13 protein-coding genes are annotated in these 22,349 nt (G+C 66.6%); 1 reads left to right on the plus strand and 12 read right to left on the minus strand.

Features of this window, described 5'->3' with window-relative positions; all coding sequences use genetic code 11:
- Position 1 precedes the first annotated feature (1 nt).
- The 12 genes from AC1Q7Q_RS14910 to gdhA all read right to left on the minus strand — a co-directional run bounded on the left by AC1Q7Q_RS14910 (position 2) and on the right by gdhA (position 21,299).
- Positions 2-2,476, minus strand: a complete 2,475-nt coding sequence (locus AC1Q7Q_RS14910; RefSeq protein WP_492376252.1) for an ankyrin repeat domain-containing protein — start codon at positions 2,474-2,476, stop codon at positions 2-4.
- 176 nt (positions 2,477-2,652) lie between these two features.
- Positions 2,653-3,105 (minus strand): GNAT family N-acetyltransferase, encoded by a 453-nt coding sequence (locus AC1Q7Q_RS14915; protein ID WP_492376251.1) that lies wholly within the window; start codon positions 3,103-3,105, stop codon positions 2,653-2,655.
- A 32-nt stretch (positions 3,106-3,137) separates the two neighbouring features.
- Positions 3,138-3,551 (minus strand): cupin domain-containing protein, encoded by a 414-nt coding sequence (locus AC1Q7Q_RS14920; RefSeq protein ID WP_492376250.1) that lies wholly within the window; start codon positions 3,549-3,551, stop codon positions 3,138-3,140.
- A 105-nt stretch (positions 3,552-3,656) separates the two neighbouring features.
- The gene (locus AC1Q7Q_RS14925) at positions 3,657-4,079 is read right to left on the minus strand and encodes a hypothetical protein (protein ID WP_441634547.1); all 423 of its coding nucleotides are present in this window, start codon (positions 4,077-4,079) and stop codon (positions 3,657-3,659) included.
- Between the two features lie 513 nt (positions 4,080-4,592).
- A complete protein-coding gene (gene cysC / locus AC1Q7Q_RS14930) occupies positions 4,593-5,177 on the minus strand; it encodes an adenylyl-sulfate kinase (RefSeq protein WP_492376249.1) in 585 nt (194 codons plus the stop codon).
- Positions 5,178-5,215: 38 nt separating this feature from the next.
- Positions 5,216-7,315, minus strand: a complete 2,100-nt coding sequence (locus AC1Q7Q_RS14935) for a site-2 protease family protein (protein WP_492376248.1) — start codon at positions 7,313-7,315, stop codon at positions 5,216-5,218.
- Position 7,316: 1 nt separating this feature from the next.
- A complete protein-coding gene (locus tag AC1Q7Q_RS14940; RefSeq protein WP_492376247.1) occupies positions 7,317-8,660 on the minus strand; it encodes an efflux RND transporter periplasmic adaptor subunit in 1,344 nt (447 codons plus the stop codon).
- Entirely contained in the window at positions 8,657-9,427 is a 771-nt protein-coding gene (locus AC1Q7Q_RS14945; RefSeq protein WP_492376246.1) for an efflux RND transporter periplasmic adaptor subunit, read from the minus strand. Before AC1Q7Q_RS14945 ends, AC1Q7Q_RS14940 begins: the two co-directional genes overlap by 4 nt.
- A gap of 71 nt (positions 9,428-9,498) precedes the next feature.
- Positions 9,499-10,965 (minus strand): TolC family protein, encoded by a 1,467-nt coding sequence (locus AC1Q7Q_RS14950; RefSeq protein ID WP_367651515.1) that lies wholly within the window; start codon positions 10,963-10,965, stop codon positions 9,499-9,501.
- A 118-nt stretch (positions 10,966-11,083) separates the two neighbouring features.
- Positions 11,084-18,565 carry a DUF4347 domain-containing protein gene (locus AC1Q7Q_RS14955; RefSeq protein WP_492387180.1) on the minus strand — a complete coding sequence of 2,494 codons (7,482 nt, stop codon included), beginning with the start codon at positions 18,563-18,565 and terminating at the stop codon, positions 11,084-11,086.
- A 141-nt stretch (positions 18,566-18,706) separates the two neighbouring features.
- Entirely contained in the window at positions 18,707-19,546 is an 840-nt protein-coding gene (locus AC1Q7Q_RS14960; protein WP_492387181.1) for a sulfotransferase family protein, read from the minus strand.
- A 409-nt stretch (positions 19,547-19,955) separates the two neighbouring features.
- Complete coding sequence (gene gdhA / locus AC1Q7Q_RS14965) at positions 19,956-21,299, minus strand: NADP-specific glutamate dehydrogenase (protein ID WP_416050706.1); 1,344 nt, start codon at positions 21,297-21,299, stop codon at positions 19,956-19,958.
- Positions 21,300-21,687: 388 nt separating this feature from the next.
- Here gdhA and AC1Q7Q_RS14970 point away from each other — a divergent pair, with 388 nt between their 5' ends.
- Complete coding sequence (locus AC1Q7Q_RS14970) at positions 21,688-22,338, plus strand: HugZ family pyridoxamine 5'-phosphate oxidase (RefSeq protein ID WP_492376687.1); 651 nt, start codon at positions 21,688-21,690, stop codon at positions 22,336-22,338.
- Positions 22,339-22,349: the final 11 nt, after the last annotated feature.

Genomic DNA, 22,349 nt, shown 5'->3' on the forward strand with positions numbered 1-22,349 from the left:
TTCAGCGCGCGGCGACGCCTTTTTCGATGTAGCGCGCCAGCTCATCGGCGCTCACGCCGATATACGGCCTGGCGCGCGCCTTCATGCTCATGTCGCAGTTGCCAGCCTTGGCGGCGCCTTGCATGACATGGCTGATCGCGCCCGCCATTTCCGGGCTGATGGCCTTGCCGGCATTGCCCAGCTGCCATGACAGCACATCCGCCACGGCCATGCCGCAGCGTTGCGGGTCGCGGTATAGCGCGGCGTCGTGCTCCAGCAGCATCTTCACCTTGGCTTGCTGGCCCAACTGCATCATGATCACCAGCGGCAGCGCGTCGTTCTGGTCCACGCCGTTGATGCGCATGCCACCGTCGCTGCGGTCGGTCTGGTCGGCCCCTGCCTTCAGCCACGCCAGGTACAGGTCATCCGGCAGCCATGGCGCGCTCAGCGGCGCGATCGCGTTGTCCTTCATGCCCTGCACGCTGTTCTGGTATTTGAGGCTGACGCCGGCCGCGACCATCCGCTCGGCCGTGGCACGCGCGCTGGCGCGCAGGCCGTCCCATGCGGGGCTGTCCTTGCTGGCTTGCGCACGTGCCTCCAGGTAGCTCCACGCGCGCAGCAGGGCCGACAGGGGCTCGCTGGTCAGCGGCGCCGCCGGCTTGCGTGAGGCCTGCACCAGCCGGTCTACCAGCGCGGGCTGCAAATAGGAGGCCGAGACGCTCAGCGCCTCGTCCAGGCCGTTGCGCGCCACGGCGTCCTTGCCGCCATAGCCGCCCACCGAAGCGTCCGCGCCACGATCGAGCACAAAGGCCACGCGCTCCGGGATGGCGAGGGCCGCGCCCGGCTTGAGCTCGCCACTCGACTCGCGCAGCGCTTCCAGCAAGGGCGTTTCCCACATGAAGCTACTGCCGTAAACCATGCGGATGTAGGCCGCGTTGATGTCGGCGCCCTTGGCCAGCAGTTGATCCGCAAACCAGCGCGTGCGGAAGTTGCTGATGGCGGCGTGCAGCACGGTGCGGCCTTTTTTTTCATGCGTGTTCGGATCGGCGCCGTGGGACAGCAGGTATTCCAGCGTGGCGCGATCATCCCCATAGTAGGACGTGCGCGTGATCAGCAAAGGCGTGCCGTTGATGTCGGGCGCCTCCAGCGAGGCGCCCGCCGCCAGCAGGATGTCCGCGATGGCATAGCGCTGCGCCAGGGGCCGCTGGTCGCGCCCGTCCGGCATGGCTGAAGCCATCAAGGCCGAGCCCCGGTTCGGCCCGTCCACCCTGGCGCCACCGGCCAGCAAGGCGCGCACGATCTCCTCCTGCTGGTAGTACACCGCCACGCTCAGCGCGGAGACGCCATGCTCGTTGACCCCGTTCGGATCCTGGCCGCGCGCCAGTTGCAGGCGCACCGCCTGCAGGTCGCCGGCCTTGATCGCCGGGAAGATCTCCAGGCGCGGCCGGCAGGTGGCCGCGGTCAGTTGCTTCTCGTCCAGCGCGGTGCTGATGCGGGCCGCCACGTTGGACGGGATGGCATTGTTGGACACCAGCCGCAGGCTGCAGTACTGGCGGTAGTCCTCGCGCGCCAGCGCCAGGTAATAGTCGCGCTTTTCCGGGTTGCGCTCGCGCTCGCGCTGCTGCCAGCGCGCGTCCGCGCGGTTCAGGTAGGCCGCGATGCGCGACGGGTCCCGGCGCAGCACCTCGCCCAGGATCAGGTCGGCCTGGGCCGCATCGCCGGCCTCGGCCAGCCAGAATCCATAGTCGTTCAGGGCGACCAGTGTGTCGGGGTAATCGCCCTTGGGATCGATCTCGCGATAGTCCTGCTCCATGACGAAGGTGCGCAACTGCGCCAGCGCGCGGGCGAATTCCGCGGTCTTCGAACGGGGGATGACGCGCGCTGCCTGGTGCAGCGCCCGGAAGGCAGCCAGCGTGTCGACTGGCGGGCGCTGCACGAAGCGCAAGTCGGCCGGCATGGCCGTCAGGCGGCTGGGGTAGCTCACCAAGGCTTTGCGCAGCGTGGCCATGGCCTGCGCCTGGCGCGCCGCGTCCCAGGGCCGCGTGCTGGTCACCGTTGCGGTGCTGGCGTCGGCGCGCACCGTGATGGCTTCGCCGGCTGTGTCCACCAGGTAGCCGTTCACCTGCTTGCCGTCGACATCGTTGTAGGTGTAGGCCACCCAGTAAAAGGTCTCGTCGCCCCTGGGCGTGGTGACGGACACGTTTTCCTCGTGCGCAGGCCGCCAGGTGTCCGGGTCGATCACCAGCGGTGGCGAGCGGAACGCCAGCCTGGAGGTGCCGCCTTCGCGCACATAGCGGTAGAAGAACAAGCGGTTTTCGACCTGGCCGACCAGCAGCGCATCGCGCGCGTTTTCGGTGCCCCACACGCGCCGTTCAGGCGCGTTCAGGGCATAGCGGCTAAGGCGCATGGCGTCGATCACCGCGCCGATATCGTATGCCAGCGCGGGGCGCGGCGTGCCGGCGAGGCAGGCCAGTGCCAGCGCCGCGGCGCCGAGCAAGCGGGAGATGCCGGGGAAGCGTGGAACGAAGGAAACGTGGAGAGCTTGAGATTGAGCCGTGGCAGGAATGCGCAACATCCGGGACCGGGAAGAGTGACAGGCGGCCCGATGATACTCCGCTCACCCGTCAATGCCACGATTCGTTCACTTTTAACGCGGCATTCCGTATCGGCAGGCTAAGCCACATCCTTCTGCATGAACACGCTCAGCGGATCGTGCGCATAGTCGCCGAACGGGTCGCACCGCAGGTAGCCGGCCCGGGCGTACAGCGCCAGCGCCTCGGGCTGGCTGACGCCCGTCTCAAGCACAAAGCGCGGACAGGCCCTGGCCACGGCCTCTTTCTCAAGCGTGGCCAACAGCCGCATCGCAATGCCGCCGCCCCGGTTCGCCGGGCGCACGAACATGCGCTTGATCTCGCCGAACTCCGGCTGCAAGACCACCGCCCCGCAACCAACGGCAATGCCCTGCTGGTCTCGCACGACGGCAAAGAGAACGTTGGGTTGGGCCAGCGCGTCAATGTCGATGCCGTGGTGGCTCTGCGGCGGGTACAGCGGCTTCTGGTAGGCGTCCAGTTCGTCGATCAGGCGGATGACTTCTGCCTGCCTGGGGCTTTCAAACGCAATGCGCATGTTTCGTAGCGTTGGTGCGAAAGCATGGGATTTTATTCCCGCATTGGATCGTACGGCAAAACCTGCTCGTGCTCGTCCGGCTGGTTGCGCGCAACGATGGCTTTAGCGGGCATCGTCGCACTCAGGTTGAACGGCTGGTGCGGCACGCCCGGCGGTATGAACAGGAAGTCGCCGGCTTCGGAGATGACCGACTGGCGCAGCCCCGGCCCGTAGCGGGTCTCGACACGCCCTTCGAGTACGTAGATGCCCGTCTCGTGGCCGCAGTGCACGTGCGGCTCGGCGTGCCCGCCTGGCGGCACGACCACGAGGTACATCGACAGGCCCTTGGCACCCGCGCTAAGCGCGGAAATGCCGACGAAGTAGGGCAAACGCTGGCTGGTTGCAATTTCCCGGTCGGGGCGCACCGTGACCAGGCTCGCTTCCACACTGGATGAAGGGTCCGGCATGTGCGCTCCTCTCGGTATCCCGACGAGGAATTCTACGCCGGAAAACCGGCAGGGAGGCCACCAGCGGCCCACACCCTGCCCGTTCCGCCAGCGGCAAGAGGCCGCTCAGAGATGGCGCGCGGGCGTGTCCACCTTCTGGTGCGCGTCCGCGTCGAGCGACTTTTCCGCATCGTCCCCCGAGAGCCCCTTGTAGTACAGGTGCACCCCGATCGCCAGCGAGTCGTGGCGGATTTCCTGGAACGCTTTCCATGCCTTGGCGGGGTCCTTGAAGACCAGGTAGTGCGCTTCCTGCGAGACCAGCGTCGCCACCTCGTGCAGGCCGTGGCCGTGCAGCGTGCTGACCAGCGTGTCTAGGCTTTGGTGCGTGCGCGCGTCGGTGCGCGGGTACAGCATGTGCAGCACGGCCACGCGCTGGTCGGCTACCAGCGCCGACAAGGCGACGACGATCTCCTGGTGGTTGAGCGCGGTAACGACGCTGCCGGCGGCGCCTTGTTGCTTCGGGAACAGTGCTTCGATCGTGGAGCTCATGGGTTCACTTCCTTTCCTGCAGACTTGGGTGAAGGCGCACCGGGGTGCGCCCGGGCACGAGGCTGCGCCAACGACATGAAATCCTGCTTGCCGCTGGCAGAGCGCGACATGATCACTGGACACCCTCGGGTTAACGCTGCGCCCGGGGTTTTCGCCGACATCCAGTGCGGCATGCCGATGCGTGAATTTACTCCTGTCCGGGGACTAGGGGAAACCCTGAGATAGACCGATACACTTTCCTGCACGCCAGACAATGCCGCCCGGCCCGCGCCAGCACTGGATGAGGCACCTGCGTTTCTTCTGGTGCAATGCGTCAATCCGGATTCCGCAACGCCCGGCGATCACGCCGTGGCGTCGAATGCCTCGTGATTGCGCGCGGCGCCTGCGGCCCGGCCACCCGGTCAAGTGCCCCTATCGCCGAGGACTGTTGAATCGCGGTCAGATAGACGAGTCCTTCCGTATTCACCCAAAGGCGGACTTCCACCAGGACGGGCTCGGGCAGACGCTTTCATTTCATGCCGGCGCTGCCCGCGGTGGCCGCCCTGCCAACGTCTCGCAGATCAGATCCGCCGCCTGCTCCGGCCCGACGACTTCGGTATCGATCTCCAGGTCTGGCGCAAAGGGGGCTTCGTACGGGGCGCTCAGGCCAGTGAACTGGCTGATCTGCCCGGCCGACGCCTTGGCATAGAGCCCCTTGGCATCGCGCCGCGCGCAAACCGCGAAGCTGGCGCTGAGAAACACTTCAAGGAACGCATCGCTGCCGATGATCTCGCGCGCCTGCTGGCGCTGGCTGCGCAGCGGCGAGATGAATGCCGCCACCACCCACAGGCCGCTGCGATTGGCGAGCCTGGCCACTTCAGCGGCGCGGCGGATGTTCTCCGTGCGGTCCGCGTCCGAAAAGCCCAGATCGCGGTTGAGGCCAGCGCGCATTTCATCGCCATCGAGCAGCAGCACCGGATGGCCGGCGGCCAGCATGCGCTTGCGCAGGGCGTGGCTGAGCGTGGTCTTGCCCGCCCCTGATAGCCCGGTGATCCAGACCGTTCCCGGCCGGCGCCCGGTGTCGTGCGATGAATTTGGCGTGAGGTGCGTGAGGTGCATGCTGTGCGTGATCCGGTATTTGGCGTCGGGCTGCGGGATCAAAGGCCGCGTTCGCGCTGCATCAGACCCAGCAGCGCGGTCCAGGCATCGCCCGCCAGGCTATGGCGCTGGCGTGCCAGCAGCACGGTACCGGGCAATTCGCGAGACAGAGGGAGCGAGTCGCAATGCGACAAGCGCACGCGGAAGATGGCCGTGGTTGGCGCCAGCCCATTGTGCTGGCTGCGCGTGACCGCGATGGGGCCGCCATAGAGGCTGGCCAGCGTGCGCTGCTCCAGGCCGGCGACATTGACCTGGTCCGTCTGCGCGGCGGCGCAGCGCACCGAGCCGAATTCCGGGAGATTGGCGACAAAGACGCCGCTGCTGCCGGCGGTGAGCGCGGCATGGTCCTGCTCGCCGATGAAGGCCTCCGCCTTGAGCTCGCTACCCTGGCCGACGATATGGTAAAGCGGTTCGCCGCGCGCCAGCCACGCGCCATCGGCGAGGAACAGGTTGGCGTCCACCACGCGCCCGGCGAACGGCGCGCGCACTTCCATGCGCTTGCGTTCTTCGGCAAGGCCCGTCACCTCCGCCTGGGCGGCGGCCCAGCGGCGGCGCAGCACATCGCCCTCATCGCGCAGTTTGGTGGCAAACGGCTGCTGCTCCATTTGCCAGCGCAGCTGCTGCGCCTGCGCCTGTGCGGCGGCCAGGCGGAAGTCCAGTTCCGGCGAGACCAGTTGCGCCAGCAACTGGCCCGCGGCGACGGTCTGCCCGGCTTGCACCGCGCCACCGCTCACATAGCCGGGCTGGGCCGCGTAGAGCGACTGGCTCTGGCTGGCGCTAAGCACGGCCGGTGCGCGAATGGTGCCGCCCCAGGGGATCACGACCAGGGCCAGCAGCACGCCGAGCAAGACCACGGCGCGCCGGGTCCGGGCGTTCCAATGGATATCCGCACGGCGGTGGCGCCACACCAGTAATTCGCGAACGACTGGCATGACGATGAACACGCCTAGCTCGATGGCCAGCAGGGCCAGCCCCAGCGTCTTGAAGAACAGGTGATAGACGGTCAGCGCGATGCCGAAGAACAGGCCGAGCCGGTAGAGCCAGGTCAGGATGGCGAAGACAATGAGGAAGCGGCGCCGCGAGGCGGAAAAGGATTCGGGCGCCGGATCCGCGAAGCCGAACAGCCGCTCCCGCAGCCACCAGCGCGCCATCGCGAATGCCCGGTCGTGCAGGTTGGGCATGTTGAGCCAGTCCGCCAGCAGGAAGTAGCCGTCGAAGCGCATGAACGGGCTGGCATTGATGGCGAGGGTCAGCAGCCACGTGCTGGTTGCCAGCATGAACGCGCCCGCACGCAGCGGCCCATCCGGCAGGAAGCTCCACGCCACCGTGGCAAAAGCGGCCAGCGCCAGCTCCGAGAGCATGCCGGCGGCGCCGATCTTGAGCCGGTCCTCGCGCCGCATCAGCTTCCAGGCTTCGTTGGTGTCCGTATAGAGTACCGGCCACATCACCAGGAAGGCGACCCCCATGGTGGGTACGCGACAGCCGTAGCGGTAGGCGGTAAACGCGTGGCCCAGCTCATGCAGCACCTTGGCCAGCGACAGCGCCAGCCCGATGCCCAGCAATCCCTGCAGGCCCGCATAGGAGGCAAAGGTATGGGTGAATTCATCCCAGCGGCGCGAGACCAGGTAAAGGCCAAGCAGGGCCACCAGCCCCACGCCCCACCAGAAACGCGGCTTGAATGCCCACTCCACCCACGGCGCGCAACGCTGCAGCATGGGCATGGGCCGCACCAGCGGCACGCGGAAGAACAAGTAATGCTTGAGCAGCCACATGGCCTTGCTCACGCGGTGCGCGCCCGCGATGCGGCCCAGCCGCGCGCTGTCTTCTGCCCGCCACGCAAGCAGCAGGTTGTGCCGGTGGAGCAACTGCACCACCGCTTCGAGTTCGTCCTCGCCCACGGTCAGCGTGGTCTCGCGGTTCACCGCATCCAGCAGCGCGCGCGCGTCTCCAAGCGGCCAGCGCGAGAGGATCTCGAATGCCGGCCAGGATAGTTGATAGAACTTGTTGGCGGCCGGGTCGTGCAAGGTCCACGTGGGTGCACCGCTGGTGTCGGCCGGACCGGGGTGCAGCGTCAGGTCCTGACGTAATGGGGGCAACACGTTAGAGGCCTATCCACTGGCGCGCCACCGTCAACGGACGGCGCAGCGCATGATAGAGAAAAGGAACCCAGCCGGCCGACAGCCGCGCGGTGCCGCGCAGGCCTAGCCGCGGCAGGTCCTTGGCGGCAAAGCTCGCGCGCACGCGGTAGGCCAGCACGCCGCCATCGGTTTCGGCCGCGGCGTAGGACACGCTGATGATGCGGGCATCGAACGCCTGGGTCGGGTTGGCGTCCGGGTAAAAAGTGATTGTGTCGCCGGCCTGGATGCTGACCTGCTCCGCCACCGGCATCTGCGCGGTGAGTTCCACCTTGGCCGGATCGGCCAGCAGCAAAACCTTCTCGCCAATGGTGACGGCCTTGCCCTGCCAGTCGTTCACATCGCCGAAAACGGCCACGCCCTCGCGCTCGGCCTTGACCTGCACGCGCGCCAGCTGCCTGGCGGTGTAGTCGAGTTCCAGTGCCTTCTGGTCCAGCTCACCACGGGTCTGGGCCATCTTGAGGCGGCTCTCGTCGTCGGTCACCGCCATCTGCGCCGACTGGCGGTACGTCTCCTGCGCCGTATCGTAAGCGCGCTCGGCCACGGCGCGGCGGGTCTGCAGCGCCACTGTATCCAGGCTGAACAGCGGCGCGCCTTGCGGCACCGGCTGGTTCGGCTGGACGTACACGCGTTCGATCACGCCATCGAGCGGCGCGCGCACCAGGAACGGATCCCGCGCGGACACCTCGGCCGGCGCCAGCACGGTGAGCCGCATGGGAATCAGGCAGACCACCAGCAGGCCGAGCAGGACCCGGCGGCGGGTTCTCCCCGGCCGCAGCATGGCCTTGAGCCGCTGGCCCAGCGGCTGCGCGGGCCGGAACGCCGCCAGCGCGTGGCCATAGGCATGCGTGACTTCGGCCAGCACCGCCAGCTCGTGCTCGGTAAACGGCGCTTCGCGCGCGAGCAGCAACGCGCCGTCGCGCCGGCCGAGCTGGTCTTTGAGCGGCAGCCACAGGGCGTGCGCCGGCAGCCAGTCCGCCCAGTCCGCGCTGGCTTTAGCTGGCGCGGCACCGGCATCGACGGGCGTGGTATCGGCGTGCGCATGAGCCAGCCCGCGGCAGAGCTGGGTCAGCCATTGCAGATAAGGCGCGTTGGGGTCGACCTGCGGCAAGCCGGATACGGCCGAGACCTGGCCCAGGCCGCTCTCCAGCCAGACCGCCGCCTGCCGGTAGGGCACGAGGCTGAGCGTCTCGTTGGCCATCACAAACCCGAGCGCCTCCACGCTTTGCGCTTCCCGCGCGCGGCGCTCCAACTGCAGCAGTGCAAGCAGCGGGGCAACCGCCGTTGGTGCATCGGCGCCTTGCGTCATTTGTCCGGGAAACTCGCCCAGCCGCTCATGCCCGGCAGCAAGGAGGCCTGGCTGCCGTCGATCTTGCCGGTGATGGAAATCGCCTGGCTCACCGGGTCGATCCTGGCGCCGATGCGGCTGACCTTGGCCGGGAACGACTGGTTGAGTTCATCGACCAGGACCGTGAACGGCGTGCCGGGCTTGATGCGCGCCAGCCACCTGGACGGCACGATCATCTGCAGCTCGAGATCGCTGGAATCGACAATCTCAAGCAGCGGCTTGCCCGGCGTGACAAACTCGTGCGCCATCGCCAGGCGCTTTGTCACGCGGCCCGAGAAAGGCGCCGCGATGCTGCACTTGCTGACGGTGGAGCGCATATAGGCAGCCTCCGCGGCCGATTCCTTGGCCTTGGCTTGCGCCTGCTCGATCTCCAGCTTGCCGACCGAGTTCAGTTCCGCCAGGCGCTTGTTGACGGCAAGCACCTGCTGCGCGGCCTCGGCGGAGGCTTCGGCCTTGCGCAGCTGCGCGCTGAACAGCGCGCAGTCAAACGAGACCAGCGTCTGGCCGGCGCGGAAGCTGTCGCCGTCCCGCAACGGCAGGCGGTCGATCTTGGCGTTGATCTCGCTGGAGATAGTGGCGAATTCGCGCGCTGCCAGCTGGGTCCGGATACGGCCATCCTTGTCGGCGCCGGCAAACGTGGTGGGCGTGGCCACGGGTGCGGCATCGGCCGCTGCTGCCGCCAGCAGCAGCGGCAGCAAGGCAGCGGCGTTTAATGCAAAGCGTTTCATTACGGAGTGACGGTAAAACTGGATTACGGGATGAATGGCTTGCTCGATTGCTCGATTGCTCGATTGCCTGGTTACTGCGCCTGCTTGGGCGGCTCGACCAGGGTTTTCTCGTGCTCGGCGATGGCCGCGCGCAAGGTCGGCAGGTCATAGCCGCCAACCGCGGTCGGCAACGGGTCCAGGCCCAGGGTGGCCATCATCTGGCCAGAGGCATTCTGCAGCGCGCCGTAGGCTTGATACAGCCGCAGCTCGGACATCACCGCGCTGGCGCCCGCACGAATCTCGGCCAGCTTGCCGGTCGCATCGGAACGGGTGGCATTCTGCGTATGCGTCAGGATGCGCTGATCGACGTCGTTCATCTTGCCGGACAACTCGAAGGCGCGCTTGTAGCCAATGTAACCACGATATGCCACGTGCACCTGCGTCAGCACCGCCATGTTCAGCGCCAGGCGCTGCTGCTTGGCGACTTCATACTGCGCATCGGCGGCGGCACGGATGTTGCCGGCGTTGAGCAGGTTGAGCAGGTTCCAGCTCATGCGCAGGCCGATGTTGTTCCAGGCATTGTTCACCAGGAAGTTGTCGGTGTCGAAGTTCGCGCCCAGCTGGAAGGTCACGCCCGGCAGCAGCTTGGCGAGGGCCTTCTTGGTTTCATCCAGGCCAATGCGCTCGTTGTAGCCCGCCTCGACCAGTTCCGGCCGGTTGACGAGGGCGGTTTCTTCCATCTTGTCGGCGGCCACCGGTAGCTTGGGCAGGCTGAAGCCCGTTGGCGCGGCCAGCGTGTAGTCATCGCCCGGCGGCACGTTCATGATCGAGGCCAGGCGCGGCTTGGCTTGCGCAAGCTCGTCGCGCACGGCTTCGAGCTGGCGCAGGATGTCGAGCAGCTGACGCTGGTAGTTCAGCGTTTCCAGCGGCGACTGCAGCCTCTCCTTCTCGATGCGCTGGGAGTCGTCCAGCGCCGCTTGCGTCAGCTTGAGGATGGGTTCCACCTTGGCTTCGAGCTGCTGCGCGCCCACGGCTTGCCAGTAGGCTTGCCTGACCTGCTGCATCATCAGGTGAACCACCTTGCGGCGGCGCTCGCTCATTACCAGCACGCGGTCGGCCTGCTGGCGCGCGGTGTAGTAGCTGACGCCGAAGTCCAGCACGTTCCACGACAGGTTCAGGTCGCCGTTATAGTGCGAACGCTCGGACGAGGTCGACGGCACCAGGGACTGCTGCCCGGTGACCACGTCCCTGGAGGACGAGGCGAGTTCGTTGCTGCGCCAGGCGTAACCGGCGTCGGCCGTCAGGCGGGGCAGCATGTCCCAGCGCGACAGGTCGAGCTGGCGCTGCGCCATGGCTTCTTCCATCAGTTTGAGCCTGCCGTCGAGGTTGTACTTCAGCGCGCGCGCCATGGCCTCCTCGAGCGTAACCGGGCCGGCCAGCGCCTCCTGGTTCTGGAACATCGCCTGGCGTTGGTCAGGCAGTTCGGCCTGGCGCTCGGCCAGGGTGGTGGCGACGGGCTGAATGGCACAGCCACCCAGCATCGCGGTGGCGGCCAACACGGAAACCAGCCGTTTGGGTCCAGGTTGGACAAGGCGAGAGATAGCGTTCGACAACGGATTTTCCTCTTTCCGGGGTTGCTGCGTTTTATTTGGATTCATGGCGTGATTCGCTATCGGCCTAGGCCCGCTCCGGTTGTGCTGGTGCTGGCGCTTGCGGCTGCCGGCTCATTTGCAGGTGGCGCAGCAACGCCGCATTGGCGGCCTGTTGCGCGGGCCGGCCAAACTGATCGAACTGCACCGCCAGCGCCGGCTTGCCGGCTGGCTGCGCCGTGGCGGCTTGCAGGAGGCCGGCCAACGGATCGGCATGGCTGCCGTCGCCCTGTGCGAGCGTGTCGGCGTGCTCCAGGCCCGCACGCGAGTCGGCCGACGCTTTCACGTTCAGGTCCAGGTGGCTGCTGGCGCGATTGCCCTTGCTGTCCCGTGCGGTGACTTCGATCTGGAGTTGCTGGTTCATGCCTTGCGGCGGCTTGCCGGCCAGCGTGCCGGTCACCGGATCGAACTTGAGCCACGGCGGCAGCGGGCGCCCGTTGGCCAGGCGCACTTCCACCGTCACCGTGGCTTCGCGGTCGCTCGCGCGGAACAGGGACGCCGGCAGCGCGATGCTGACCACCTCGCCCGCCCGTGCCGAGAAACTGCCGATCTCCGGCATGGCTTGCAGGCCAATGCTGCCGGCGCCACCAACGTCGACCAGATTCATGCGCCCTTCCGGCGCCTGCAGCGCATAGCTCAGGCTGCCCGCTGAAAGCGGATCCGCATTGAACGGGTTCCGGCCAACGGCGTCGGCACTGAAGCCGGTGCCGTTGCCGGCCGGGTTGAGCGTCGGCGCGTCGACGCCAGGCGCCGAGTCAAGCGCGGTCAGCGTGATCAGAGGCGCCGACTGGGCTGGCGCCAGCGGTGCCGGCCCCGGCACGGGCGCCGGAGCTGGCGCGGGTTGCGTCGTCAGATGGACCGTCGAGCGCACCTCGTACGGATCGCCGCTCGCGCCTGCAGCGAGCGCATTGCCCGCGCCATCGGCAATGCCCGTGCCGCTTGCATTGAGCGTCAGGCCAATCTGCCCCGAGCCGCCGAGACCGGTGACAAGCACGGTATAGGTCCGCGCATCGACCTGGGTGACGCCGCTGATGACGCCCGTTGCGGAGCCGGTCCGGGTCAGCACGAAGTCGGCCGCATCCACGCCGGTGACGCCTTCGGCGAACGTCACCGTATAGCTCACCGCGCGGCCCGAGGTGGGCGATGCATCCACGCGCGCAATGCCCACAGCCGTGGGCGGCGTGGTGTCCACCGTCACGGCACGCGTATCCGCCACGCCGTGCAGGGACACATCGATCGCATTGCCGGCGCTGTCGCGCATCGTGCCACCGTTGGCCTGCAAGGCGGTCACGGTGATGCCATTGGCGTCGTTCTGGCCAGCCGCAACGATGTAGCGGAAGGTCAGCGCGGTGGTCCCGCTCCCGGACACGTAATCGGCGTAGACCGTCTGGCCACCGACATCGAGCGCCAGGCGCGGCGTGCCCCTGGTGGTATCGATCACCGTGTTCTCGGACAGGCTCACCGTGAAATCAAGCACCTTGCCAGCGTTGTAGTCGCCACCGGCCGGCGCGCTCACGCCGAGCACCACCGGGGCGGTGTGGTCGACCACGTAGCGCTGGCCGGCCAGGCCGCCGGCAATGGCGTTGCCTGCCACATCGGCAATGCCGGTGCCGCTGGCCTTCAGGTCCAGGCCCAGCTGGCCGTCGCCGGTCACGTTGTTCACCACCACGCTATAGGTATGCCCATCGACCTGCATCACCGAGGCGACCTGGCCAGTGGCCGTGCCGGTGCCCGACAAGACGAAATCGCTCACATCCACGCCGGTGACGTTCTCGCTGAAGGTCACCGTGAAGTGGACGGCGTTGCCCGCGGTCGGCGTGGGGTCCGCGTCGATGACCGCTACCGCCGACGGCGCCACCGCATCGACCAGTACCCCGGTGGTGGAAGCCACACTGTTCAGCGCGGTCACCGCATCGTTGCCCGCGACATCGCGCACCGTGCCGCCGTGGAGATCCAGCGCGGAGGCAACGGCCACGCCATTGCTGTCGAGCTGGCCGCTCGCCACGGTCAGGCGGAATGTCAGGGCGCTGGTGCCGGAGCCGGACACGTAGCTGGCGTAGACCGTGCCGCCAGTGTCCAGCGTCACGGCGATGCGCGGTGTGCCGCCGGTGGTGTCGACCACCACGGCCTCGCTGTAGTTGACGGTAAAATCGAGGTTCTGGCCGGCGATGTAAGTGCCGTTGGCCGGCACGCTGACGGTGGCCACGGTCGGCGCAATGCCATCGACCACGATGTCATGCTGGCCGCCCATCGAATGGGCGCCGCCCACGGCGGGCAGCGTCAGTACCGCGGCATCGCTGCTGGTGTTGGTAATCACGCCGCCGTTCAACGCCAGCGCGGCTGACGATGCCACATCGAGATCGGCGCTGCTGTCGCCGGCCTGCACGGTATAGCGGAACGTGAGCGTATTGGTGCCGGAGCCCGAGATGTAGGTGGCATTGCGGTCCACCGCGCCGGTTTCCAGCAGCAGGGTCGGCGTGCCGCCCGTGGTGTCGACGGTCACCGCCTGGTCGAACGTCACCACCACGCTGACCGTATCGCCAACCTTGTAAGTGCCGTTGGCGGTGAGGGCATCGACGTTGGTGACGACGGGATTGATGCTGTTGACGGTGATCGCGATCGTATCGGTAGCCGTCTTGGCGCCGCCGGAACCCGTCAGCCCTTGGTCGTTCGTGGTGATCTGGATGCTGCCTGCGCCGTGATAACCAGGCGTAGGCGTATAGACAAGGCCATTCAGCGCGGCGTTGATGTCCGCCAGTGTCCCCGTGAATGTCATGGTGGCGTCACCCACACCGGAGCCGGTCAGAAAGCTCAGGCCCGACGTGCCGGAGAGCGTGATCACGCCGTTGGTTGCCGTCAGCGTTACTTGTTCGACGCCGCCGCCGGAATCGACATCGCTGACCGAGATCAGGTTGCCATTGCCGGCGCTGAATGTCAGCGCGCTGTTCTGATCGACACTCTGGGCCGCTGGAACGGCGTTGACCGGGGTGTCATTGACGGCATCCACGCTGACAAGCTTGGTGGCGGCGGCACTGTCGGTCGTGCCATCGTTGACCGTGAAGCTGATGGTGCGGTTGCTGGCATTCGGCAGGTCCGACGTATCCGTGTACGTGACGGATCGCAGCGCCGCTTGCCACTGTGCCGTCGTGGCGCTCGCGCCGGACGACGTCAAGGTCATCACCCCGGTCCCCAGGTTGTAGCTCGCCGTGATATTGCCCATGGTGGCGCCGTCGTTGGTGAACGCCAGCACATCCTCGGCGGCATGGAAATTGCCGGTAATCGACACGGTGGCGCTGGCGAGCGTGGTGTTGTCCAGGTCGCTGAGCGTCAATCCGCTGTCGATGGCAACCGGCGTGCTCGCGACGTTGTTGCCCTCGGTGAACGCGGTGGTGCCACCGCTGGTGGTAGCCACCGGCGTATCGTCGACCGCGGTAACGCTGACCGTCTTGGTGACCGTATTGCTATCGGCCGTGCCGTCGTTGACGGTGAAGCTGATGGTGCGGTTGCTGGTGTTCGGCGTGTCCGAGCTATCGGTGTAGGTGACCGAGCGCAGCGCCGCTTGCCACTGCGCCGTCGTGGCGCTCGCGCCCGACGAGGTCAGGGTCATCACCCCGGTCGCACTGTTGTAGCTCGCCGAGATATTGCCCATGGTGGCGGGGTTGTTGGTGAAGGCCAGCACGTCTTCACCGCCGTGGAAGTTGCCGGTAATGGCAACGGTAGCGCTGGCGAGCGTGGTGTTGTCCACATCGCTGACCGTGAAGCCGCCATCGATGGCAACCGGCGTGCTGGTGACGTTGTTGCCCTCGGTGAACGCGGTGGTGCCGCCGCTGGCCGTTGCAATGGGCGTGTCGTCAACCGCGGTCACGCTGACCGTCTTGGTGACCGTATTGCTATCCGCCGTGCCGTCATTGACGGTGAAGCTGATGGTGCGGCTGCTGGTGTTCGGCGTGTCCGAGGCATCGACGTAGGTCACGGCGCTCAGCGCCGATTGCCATTGAGCAAGCGTGGCGGTCGCACCGGACGAGGTCAGGGTCATCACCCCGGTCGCGCTGTTGTAGCTCGCCGTGATATTGCCGTAGGTGCTCGCGCTGGTATTGATAAACGCCAGTACATCTTCGCCGATGTGGAAGTTGCCGGTAATCGCCACCCTGCCGCTGGCGAGCGTGGTGTTGTCCAGGTCGCTCAGCGTCATGCCGCTATCGATCACAACCGGCGTGCTGGCAACGTTGTTGCCTTCGGTGAACGCGGTGGTACCGCCGGAACCAGTGGCAATGGGCGAGTCGTCGACAGCCGCGACGGTAACGACCTTGGTCGCCGTATTGCCATTGGCCGTGCCGTCATTGACGGTAAAGCTGATGGTGCGGTTGCTGGTATTCGGCAGGTCCGACGTATCCGTGTACGTGACGGATCGTAGCGCCGCTTGCCACTGTGCCGTCGTGGCGCTCGCGCCGGACGACGTCAGGGTCATCACCCCGGTCCCGAGGTTATAGCTCGCCGTGATATTGCCCATGGTGGCGCCGTCGTTGGTGAACGCCAGCACATCCTCGGCGGCATGGAAATTGCCGGTAATCGACACGGTGGCGCTGGCGAGCGTGGTGTTGTCCAGGTCGCTGAGCGTCAATCCGCTGTCGATGGCAACCGGCGTGCTCGCGACGTTGTTGCCCTCGGTGAACGCGGTGGTGCCACCGCTGGTGGTCGCCACCGGCGTGTCATCGACCGCGGCAACGCTGACCGTCTTGGTGACCGTATTGCTATCGGCCGTGCCGTCATTGACGGTGAAGCTGATGGTGCGGCTGGCGGTGTTCGGCGTGTCCGAGCTATCGGTGTACGTGACCGAGCGCAGCGCCGCTTGCCACTGCGCCGTCGTGGCGCTCGCGCCCGACGAGGTCAGGGTCATCACCCCGGTCGCGCTGTTGTAGCTCGCCGAGATATTGCCCATGGTGGCGGGGTTGTTGGTGAAGGCCAGCACGTCTTCACCGCCGTGGAAGTTGCCGGTAATGGCAACGGTAGCGCTGGCGAGCGTGGTGTTGTCCGCATCGCTGACCGTGAAGCCGCCATCGATGGCAACCGGCGTGCTGGTGACGTTGTTGCCCTCGGTGAACGCGGTGGTGCCGCCGCTGGCCGTTGCAATGGGCGAATCGTCGACCGCGGCAACACTGACCGTCTTGGCCGCGGCATTGCTATCGGACGTGCCGTCATTGACGGTAAAGGTGATGGTGCGGTTGCTGGTGTTCGGCGTGTCCGAGCTATCGGTGTACGTGACCGAGCGCAGCGCCGCTTGCCACTGGGCCGTCGTGGCGGTCGCACCGGACGAGGTCAGGGTCATCACCCCGGTCGCGCTGTTGTAGCTCGCCGAGATATTGCCCATGGTGGCGGGGTTGCTGGTAAAGGCCAGCACGTCTTCGCCGCTGTGGAAATTGCCGGTAATCGCCACCTTGCCGCTGGCGAACGTGGTGTTGTCCACATCGCTGAACGTGACGCCGCCATCGACCACCACCGGCGTGCCGGCAACGTTGTTGCCTTCGGTGAATGCGGTCGTGCCGCCGCTCGTGGTGGCGATGGGTGCGGCGTTCGGGATGTAGGTCTTGTCGAGAATACCGCCGGTGTCGTTGTAGATCTTGCCAACGGCCGTTGGGCTGATACCGGTAAGCCCTCCGCCGAGTGCCGGGCCACCCGCCCCGCTTCCGCCCGCGTTGCCGGTTATCGCCGCATAGGCCGAAGCCGTGACGTGCACGGTGCCCTGGTTCCATATGGCGCCCACGCCCAGGCCACCGGCACCGCCGTTTGAGGCGCTCCCGCCCAAGCCGCCCCCGCCGCCACCGCCGCCGCCTGCGCCCAGGTTGTTGCTGATGATCGAGTTGCCAACCACGTTGAGGGTTGCGCCCGTCGCGTTGAAGATGCCGCCCGCCGCGCCGCCACCGGCGGCGCCGGTGGCATCCCAGCCGCTGCCGCCGCCGCCGCCGCCGATCGAGATGGTGCCATTGTTGGCAGTCCCGCCGTTGCCGCCGCTCGAATAGTTTGCAGCGCCGATGCCCCCCGCACCGCCAGTGGTAGCGCCGCCATGGCCACCCATGTAGCTCGGGTTGTAACCGCCGCCGTTGCCGCCAACGCCGGTATGGCCTGACGTACCGGCATAGACACCTGTTCCGAAGCCAGCCGCGCCCCCCGCTCCACCGCCAACGCCGGACATGCCGCCACCGCCGCCGCCGCCGCCGCCAACAGCGCCGCCGACATAGGGGGCGGCCACACCACCGCCACCGCCGCCACCGGCAGCCGCATTGGCCGTGACGGTGACATCCGTCAGAGTCAGCGTCCCGGCGTTGTAGATGCCACCACCTTTCGCGGCGGTTGCGGCCACCCCGCCGGCCCCGCCCGTCCCAGAAACCAGACCATGCTCGATTACCAGCCCCTCCAGCCCGACGGTTGAGCCGGAGGTGATTTCCAGCACACGGCCGTTGTAGTGCCCATCGAGCGTGACATCGGCAACGCCATCGTGATTGATGTCGCCATCGATGGTGAGGTTCTTGTTGATCACCAGCAGCGAATTGCCCGACGTGATGGTCGACAGGTTGATCGTCATGCTGGTGCTGAAGGTGATGGTGTCACCCGCCTGCGCCGAGGCGATCGCGCTGCGCAAAGTACCGGCACCGGCATCTGCGGTGCTCGTCACGGTGATCAGCGCCAGGTCGTGCGCATAGGCGGATTCCGCGCTGGCCGACAGCACCGAGGTGGCTTCGATCTGGCCGGTGGTGATTTCCAGGTTCCAGTCGCTGCCCGCGCCGGTGCGGTTGTCCGAGGCGGCAATATCGCGGCCCGTCAGCGCCGCCAGCGAGTCGACGAACGACAGGCCGGCCGCGCCTTGCGCGGTACTGCAGGCATAGATCAGGATGTCGCCACCGCTCTGGATGCCGCTGCCGATCCTGGCCAGGCTGCTGGCGTAGTTGCCAACGTTGTCGCCGGACAGGTAGGTATTGCCAAGCCACAGGTCGCCAGCCTCGCCGTGCGCGATGATCTGGACGGACTTGGCGCCAGGGTGGGCCGACAGGTAATCGGCCATCTGGGCCAGGCCGTCCGCGTTGCGGTTCAGGTAGACGATTTCCGTGCCGGGCGCGACACCGGCCAGCAGGCTCGCGCTGTCCTCCACCCGGCTATCCACGAACAGCACGTTGTGCCCGGACGGCGCCGGAGCCGGCGAGGACGGGGCACCGGCTTCGGCCGGCGCGGGAGCATGGCCGGCGGCGTCCGCAGGCTGGGCAGTGGCTGGCGCTGCGGCCGGTGCCACATGGCTATCCGTGGGGTGGCTATCCGCTGCGTGGCTGTCCGCCGGCGCGCCATGGCTATCCGCTGCCGGGTGGGCCGCCGCGGCCGCCGTGGCGACAGCGGCGCCGTCGAACATGATGCGGGGCTCCAGCGCCATGATCAGCGACGAGGAGAGCGGGCTGGACCGCTTTGCGGGCCGGGCCGGGATTGCAACCGCGCCCTCTACCTTCTGCTTCCGGGTCCACCACATATCGCTCTCCTCGCGCATCCGCGCCGGGCACGGCTCAGGAGGCGCGCGGCGGGCTGCAATTTTCTGGTCGGTTTTCTGCAATCGGCCAGCGAGTGCCAGCCCTTGTTCGTCGAACTAAACGCGCCAATCGTGCTAGTTGCGCTATTCGAGCTTTGCGCGGATGACATTGGCCGCGCTTTTGCTGCCGTCCTCCCAGAACGACAGCGCAGCGTACTTCTCGAACAGGTCCGGCGGCAGGATGCTGCGCCGTGCTTGCTTTGCCACCTTGGATTTCACCTGGTGCAAGCCGGACACGCCCAACGCCTGATCGAACTCTGGCGCGTCGTATTGCACGTTATTGAAATCGTGCGCAAACCACGGCTCGCCGATAAAGTCATATACCAGGCGCATTACCTTGTCGGGCGCCTGGCTGAGCAAGTCGTAGTCGACCAGCAACAGGGAACCGGCGTTCTCGCCGTAATAGGCTTCCTTGAGCGCGGCCCATGCAAAGCCAACCAGGCGATTGCGCTGCGCCAGGGTATCGACCCGGCTATAGACGGTGCTGCGTTCGGCGTCATCGGAAAACAGCTTGGTGTTTTCATACGGATTGGCGCGATACAAACGCTCAAGGCTGTCCATGACCCAGGCAACATTGCGCACGCAGGCAATCACCTTGGCATTGGGAAACAGATCCTGCAGCGCGGGCATGCGTGCGCACCAGTTGCGATTGGTGTCGAACACCACGCCTTTGCCGGCCTTGTCCGCGTAATAGCTATCGAACAGGCCACGCAGCAGCCGGCGGCGCTGGTCCTGGGCGATCACGGGCCCGAATTCGCTGCCGGCACTGCATTGCGCCAGCACGGCATTGAACAGCGTCCCCACCGGACTCGTCATCCCGGCGTGGAACCGGGGATTCTGCAGCAGTAGCGCGGACAGTAAGGTTGACCCTGACCGGGGTAAGCCTGAGATGAAGTGGAATTGGTTGGAAGACACCCGATTCACCGCTGTTTTTATGTTTTAAGCCGGTAGTCTATGCGATGGACATGGCGCTCGTACATATGACAGACGGGCAAGATTGGGGCCGCCGCAGGGATTTTCAGCGGACTTGTATTACAGAATATTGGCGCGCGGCAAGGCGCTTTCCCGCAAATCGGGCACCCGCGCGGGCCGGAGAATTAACACCCCTCTAACGAGGGGATCTGACACAATCTCCATATCTGCTATCCGGTACTCCCACGCAATCGCCGGAGTGTCGACGGCAAACAACGCCCGACAGCTTCGTGGCCGACAAATGCTTAAAAAAATAGCGGGATGGCGTCGCCGCCCTCCCGCTATGCTGCTATGCCGCCGGCGGCCTGGTCAGAAAACCAAGGTGCCGGCCAACGTGCCTGGGCCCGCTATGAGCCCGCTATCAAACCACGCCCTGCGCCAACATCGCGTCCGCAACCTTCACAAACCCGGCCACGTTCGCACCCTCGACGTAGTTGATGAACCCGTCGGCCTTCTGGCCGTAGTGGATGCAGTTGCCGTGGATGTCCTTCATGATCGCGTGCAGCTTCTCGTCGACCTCGGCATGGTGCCAGGACATGCGCATGGCGTTCTGCGACATTTCCAGCCCCGAGGTGGCGACACCGCCGGCATTGCTGGCCTTGCCCGGCGCGTAGAGGATGCGCGCGGCCAGGAAGCGGTCCACGGCGTCCAGCGTGGAAGGCATGTTGGCGCCTTCGGCCACGCAGAACACGCCGTTGGCCAGCAAGCGTTCGGCGTCATCGCCGTCCAGCTCGTTTTGCGTGGCGCACGGCAGCGCCACGTCCGCCGGCACGTGCCAGGGCGTGCGGCCGGCTTCGAAGTGCAGGTCCTGCTCGGCGGCGAAATCCCCCAGGCGGCCGCGCGCCTCGTTCTTGAAAGCCATCAAGGCCGTCAATTGTTCGCTGTTCATGCCCTTGGGGTAATGCAGCACGCCACCGGAGTCAGAGACCGTGAGCACCTTGGCGCCCAGTTCGATCGCTTTCTCGGCGGCATACTGGGCCACGTTGCCCGAGCCGGACAGCAGCACGCGCAGGCCGCTGAAATCGCGCCCCCGGCGGTGCAGCATCTCCTGCGCGAAATACACCGTGCCGTAGCCGGTGGCTTCGGGCCGCATCAGGCTGCCCCCGAAGGCCATGCCCTTGCCGGTGAAGACACTGGCGGAGCTGTTGGACAGCTTTTTCATCATGCCGGCCATGAAACCGACTTCCCGCGCGCCCACGCCGATGTCGCCGGCGGGCACGTCGGTGTCCGGGCCGAGGTGGCGGTAGAGCTCGGTCATCAGGGCCTGGCAAAAGCGCATCACCTCGCCGTCGGACTTGCCCTTGGGATCGAAGTCCGAGCCGCCCTTGCCGCCGCCCATGGGCAGCGTGGTCAGCGCATTCTTCAGCGTCTGCTCGAAGCCCAGGAACTTCAATACCGAGAGATTGACCGTGGGATGCAGGCGCATGCCGCCCTTGTAGGGGCCGATGGCGGAGCTGTGCTGCACGCGGAAGCCCCGGTTGACCTGCACCTGGCCGCGGTCGTCGGTCCATGCCACGCGGAACTGGATCACGCGCTCGGGTTCCACCAGCCGCTCCAGCAAGGCCTGTTCGCCGTAGCGCGGATGCTGCTCGACGAAGGGCCAGAGCGTCATCATGACTTCCTTCACGGCCTGGAGGAATTCGGGCTGGTCGGGGTCGCGCCGGGCAACGCCGGCCAGGAATGTTTCAAGGGAGGCAGATGTCACAAGTGTCTCTTTGTTTCGATGTGCTGGTGCTTGGCAGAAGACGGCCGCCGCGGATACCTGTCCGGCAGGCGTGCCGAGGGATGCCACGGCGCTGCCCGGATGATCAGGGGCGGCGCAACTGCGGCGAGCCCGGCGGCAATGCGGCAACGGCCGCCGGGTCATGTCAATACATTCAAGATCGGGATTGAATGTATCGCCAAGGGCGAAGCTTAGCATTTGACGTAGGTGGCAAGACAGGCACAACCCCTTTGACCAGCAGACATATAAAGGCCGCCTGCCTGTATTTTTGTGCGATCAGCGGCCACCGAGCGGAGACTGGCGGCCTCGAAGGCGGGCCTGAGCACGCCGTACAATGCTCGGATCGCGCACAGACAAGGGGGCAAAGAACGTGGAAGTCCCGATCGATCAAGTTGTCAGCCTGCTCCACGAAGCGGCCTACGGCACCCTGGCCACGCACGCTTGCGCCCTGCCCGGCTACCCCTACGCCACCGTGGTGCCGTTCGTGACCGACGCGGCCAGCGCGCCCGTGATCTGCGTCAGCACACTGGCCGAGCACACGCGAAACCTCCTTGCCGATGCGAGAGTGAGCCTGTCGGTGCTGCAGCCCGGCGCCGCGGACGTGCAGAACGCCCCGCGCCTGACGCTGGCGGGCGATGCGGCCCGCATCGAGCCGAATGCCGACGAGCTGGCGCGTTACCTGCGCTATGCGCCGGCCACCGAGCCATTGCTGGCGCTGGATTTCCAGTTCTTCCGCATCCGCCCGAGCGCTATACGATTTATCGCCGGCGTCGGCCGGATGGGCTGGATCGGGCAATCGGCGTGGGATGCCTTGCCGCAGGTGCCGCCAGGCATCGAGGCCGGGATCGTGCAAGCGCTGTCTCTCGCCGCGCCGGACGGCGTACGCGTGCTTGGCGTGGATGGCCATGGCATTGACTATGACATCGCGGGGCGCCGCCGCCGCAGGTGCTTTCCCCATGCCCCTATCGCGCTGGACGCGTTGAAAACGACAGCCCTGGCTTTTGCGCCCAGCCTCGGCTGAACCCGCCTTTG

It is taken from the genome of Cupriavidus sp. GW823-FHT07A04 (genome assembly GCF_058794615.1).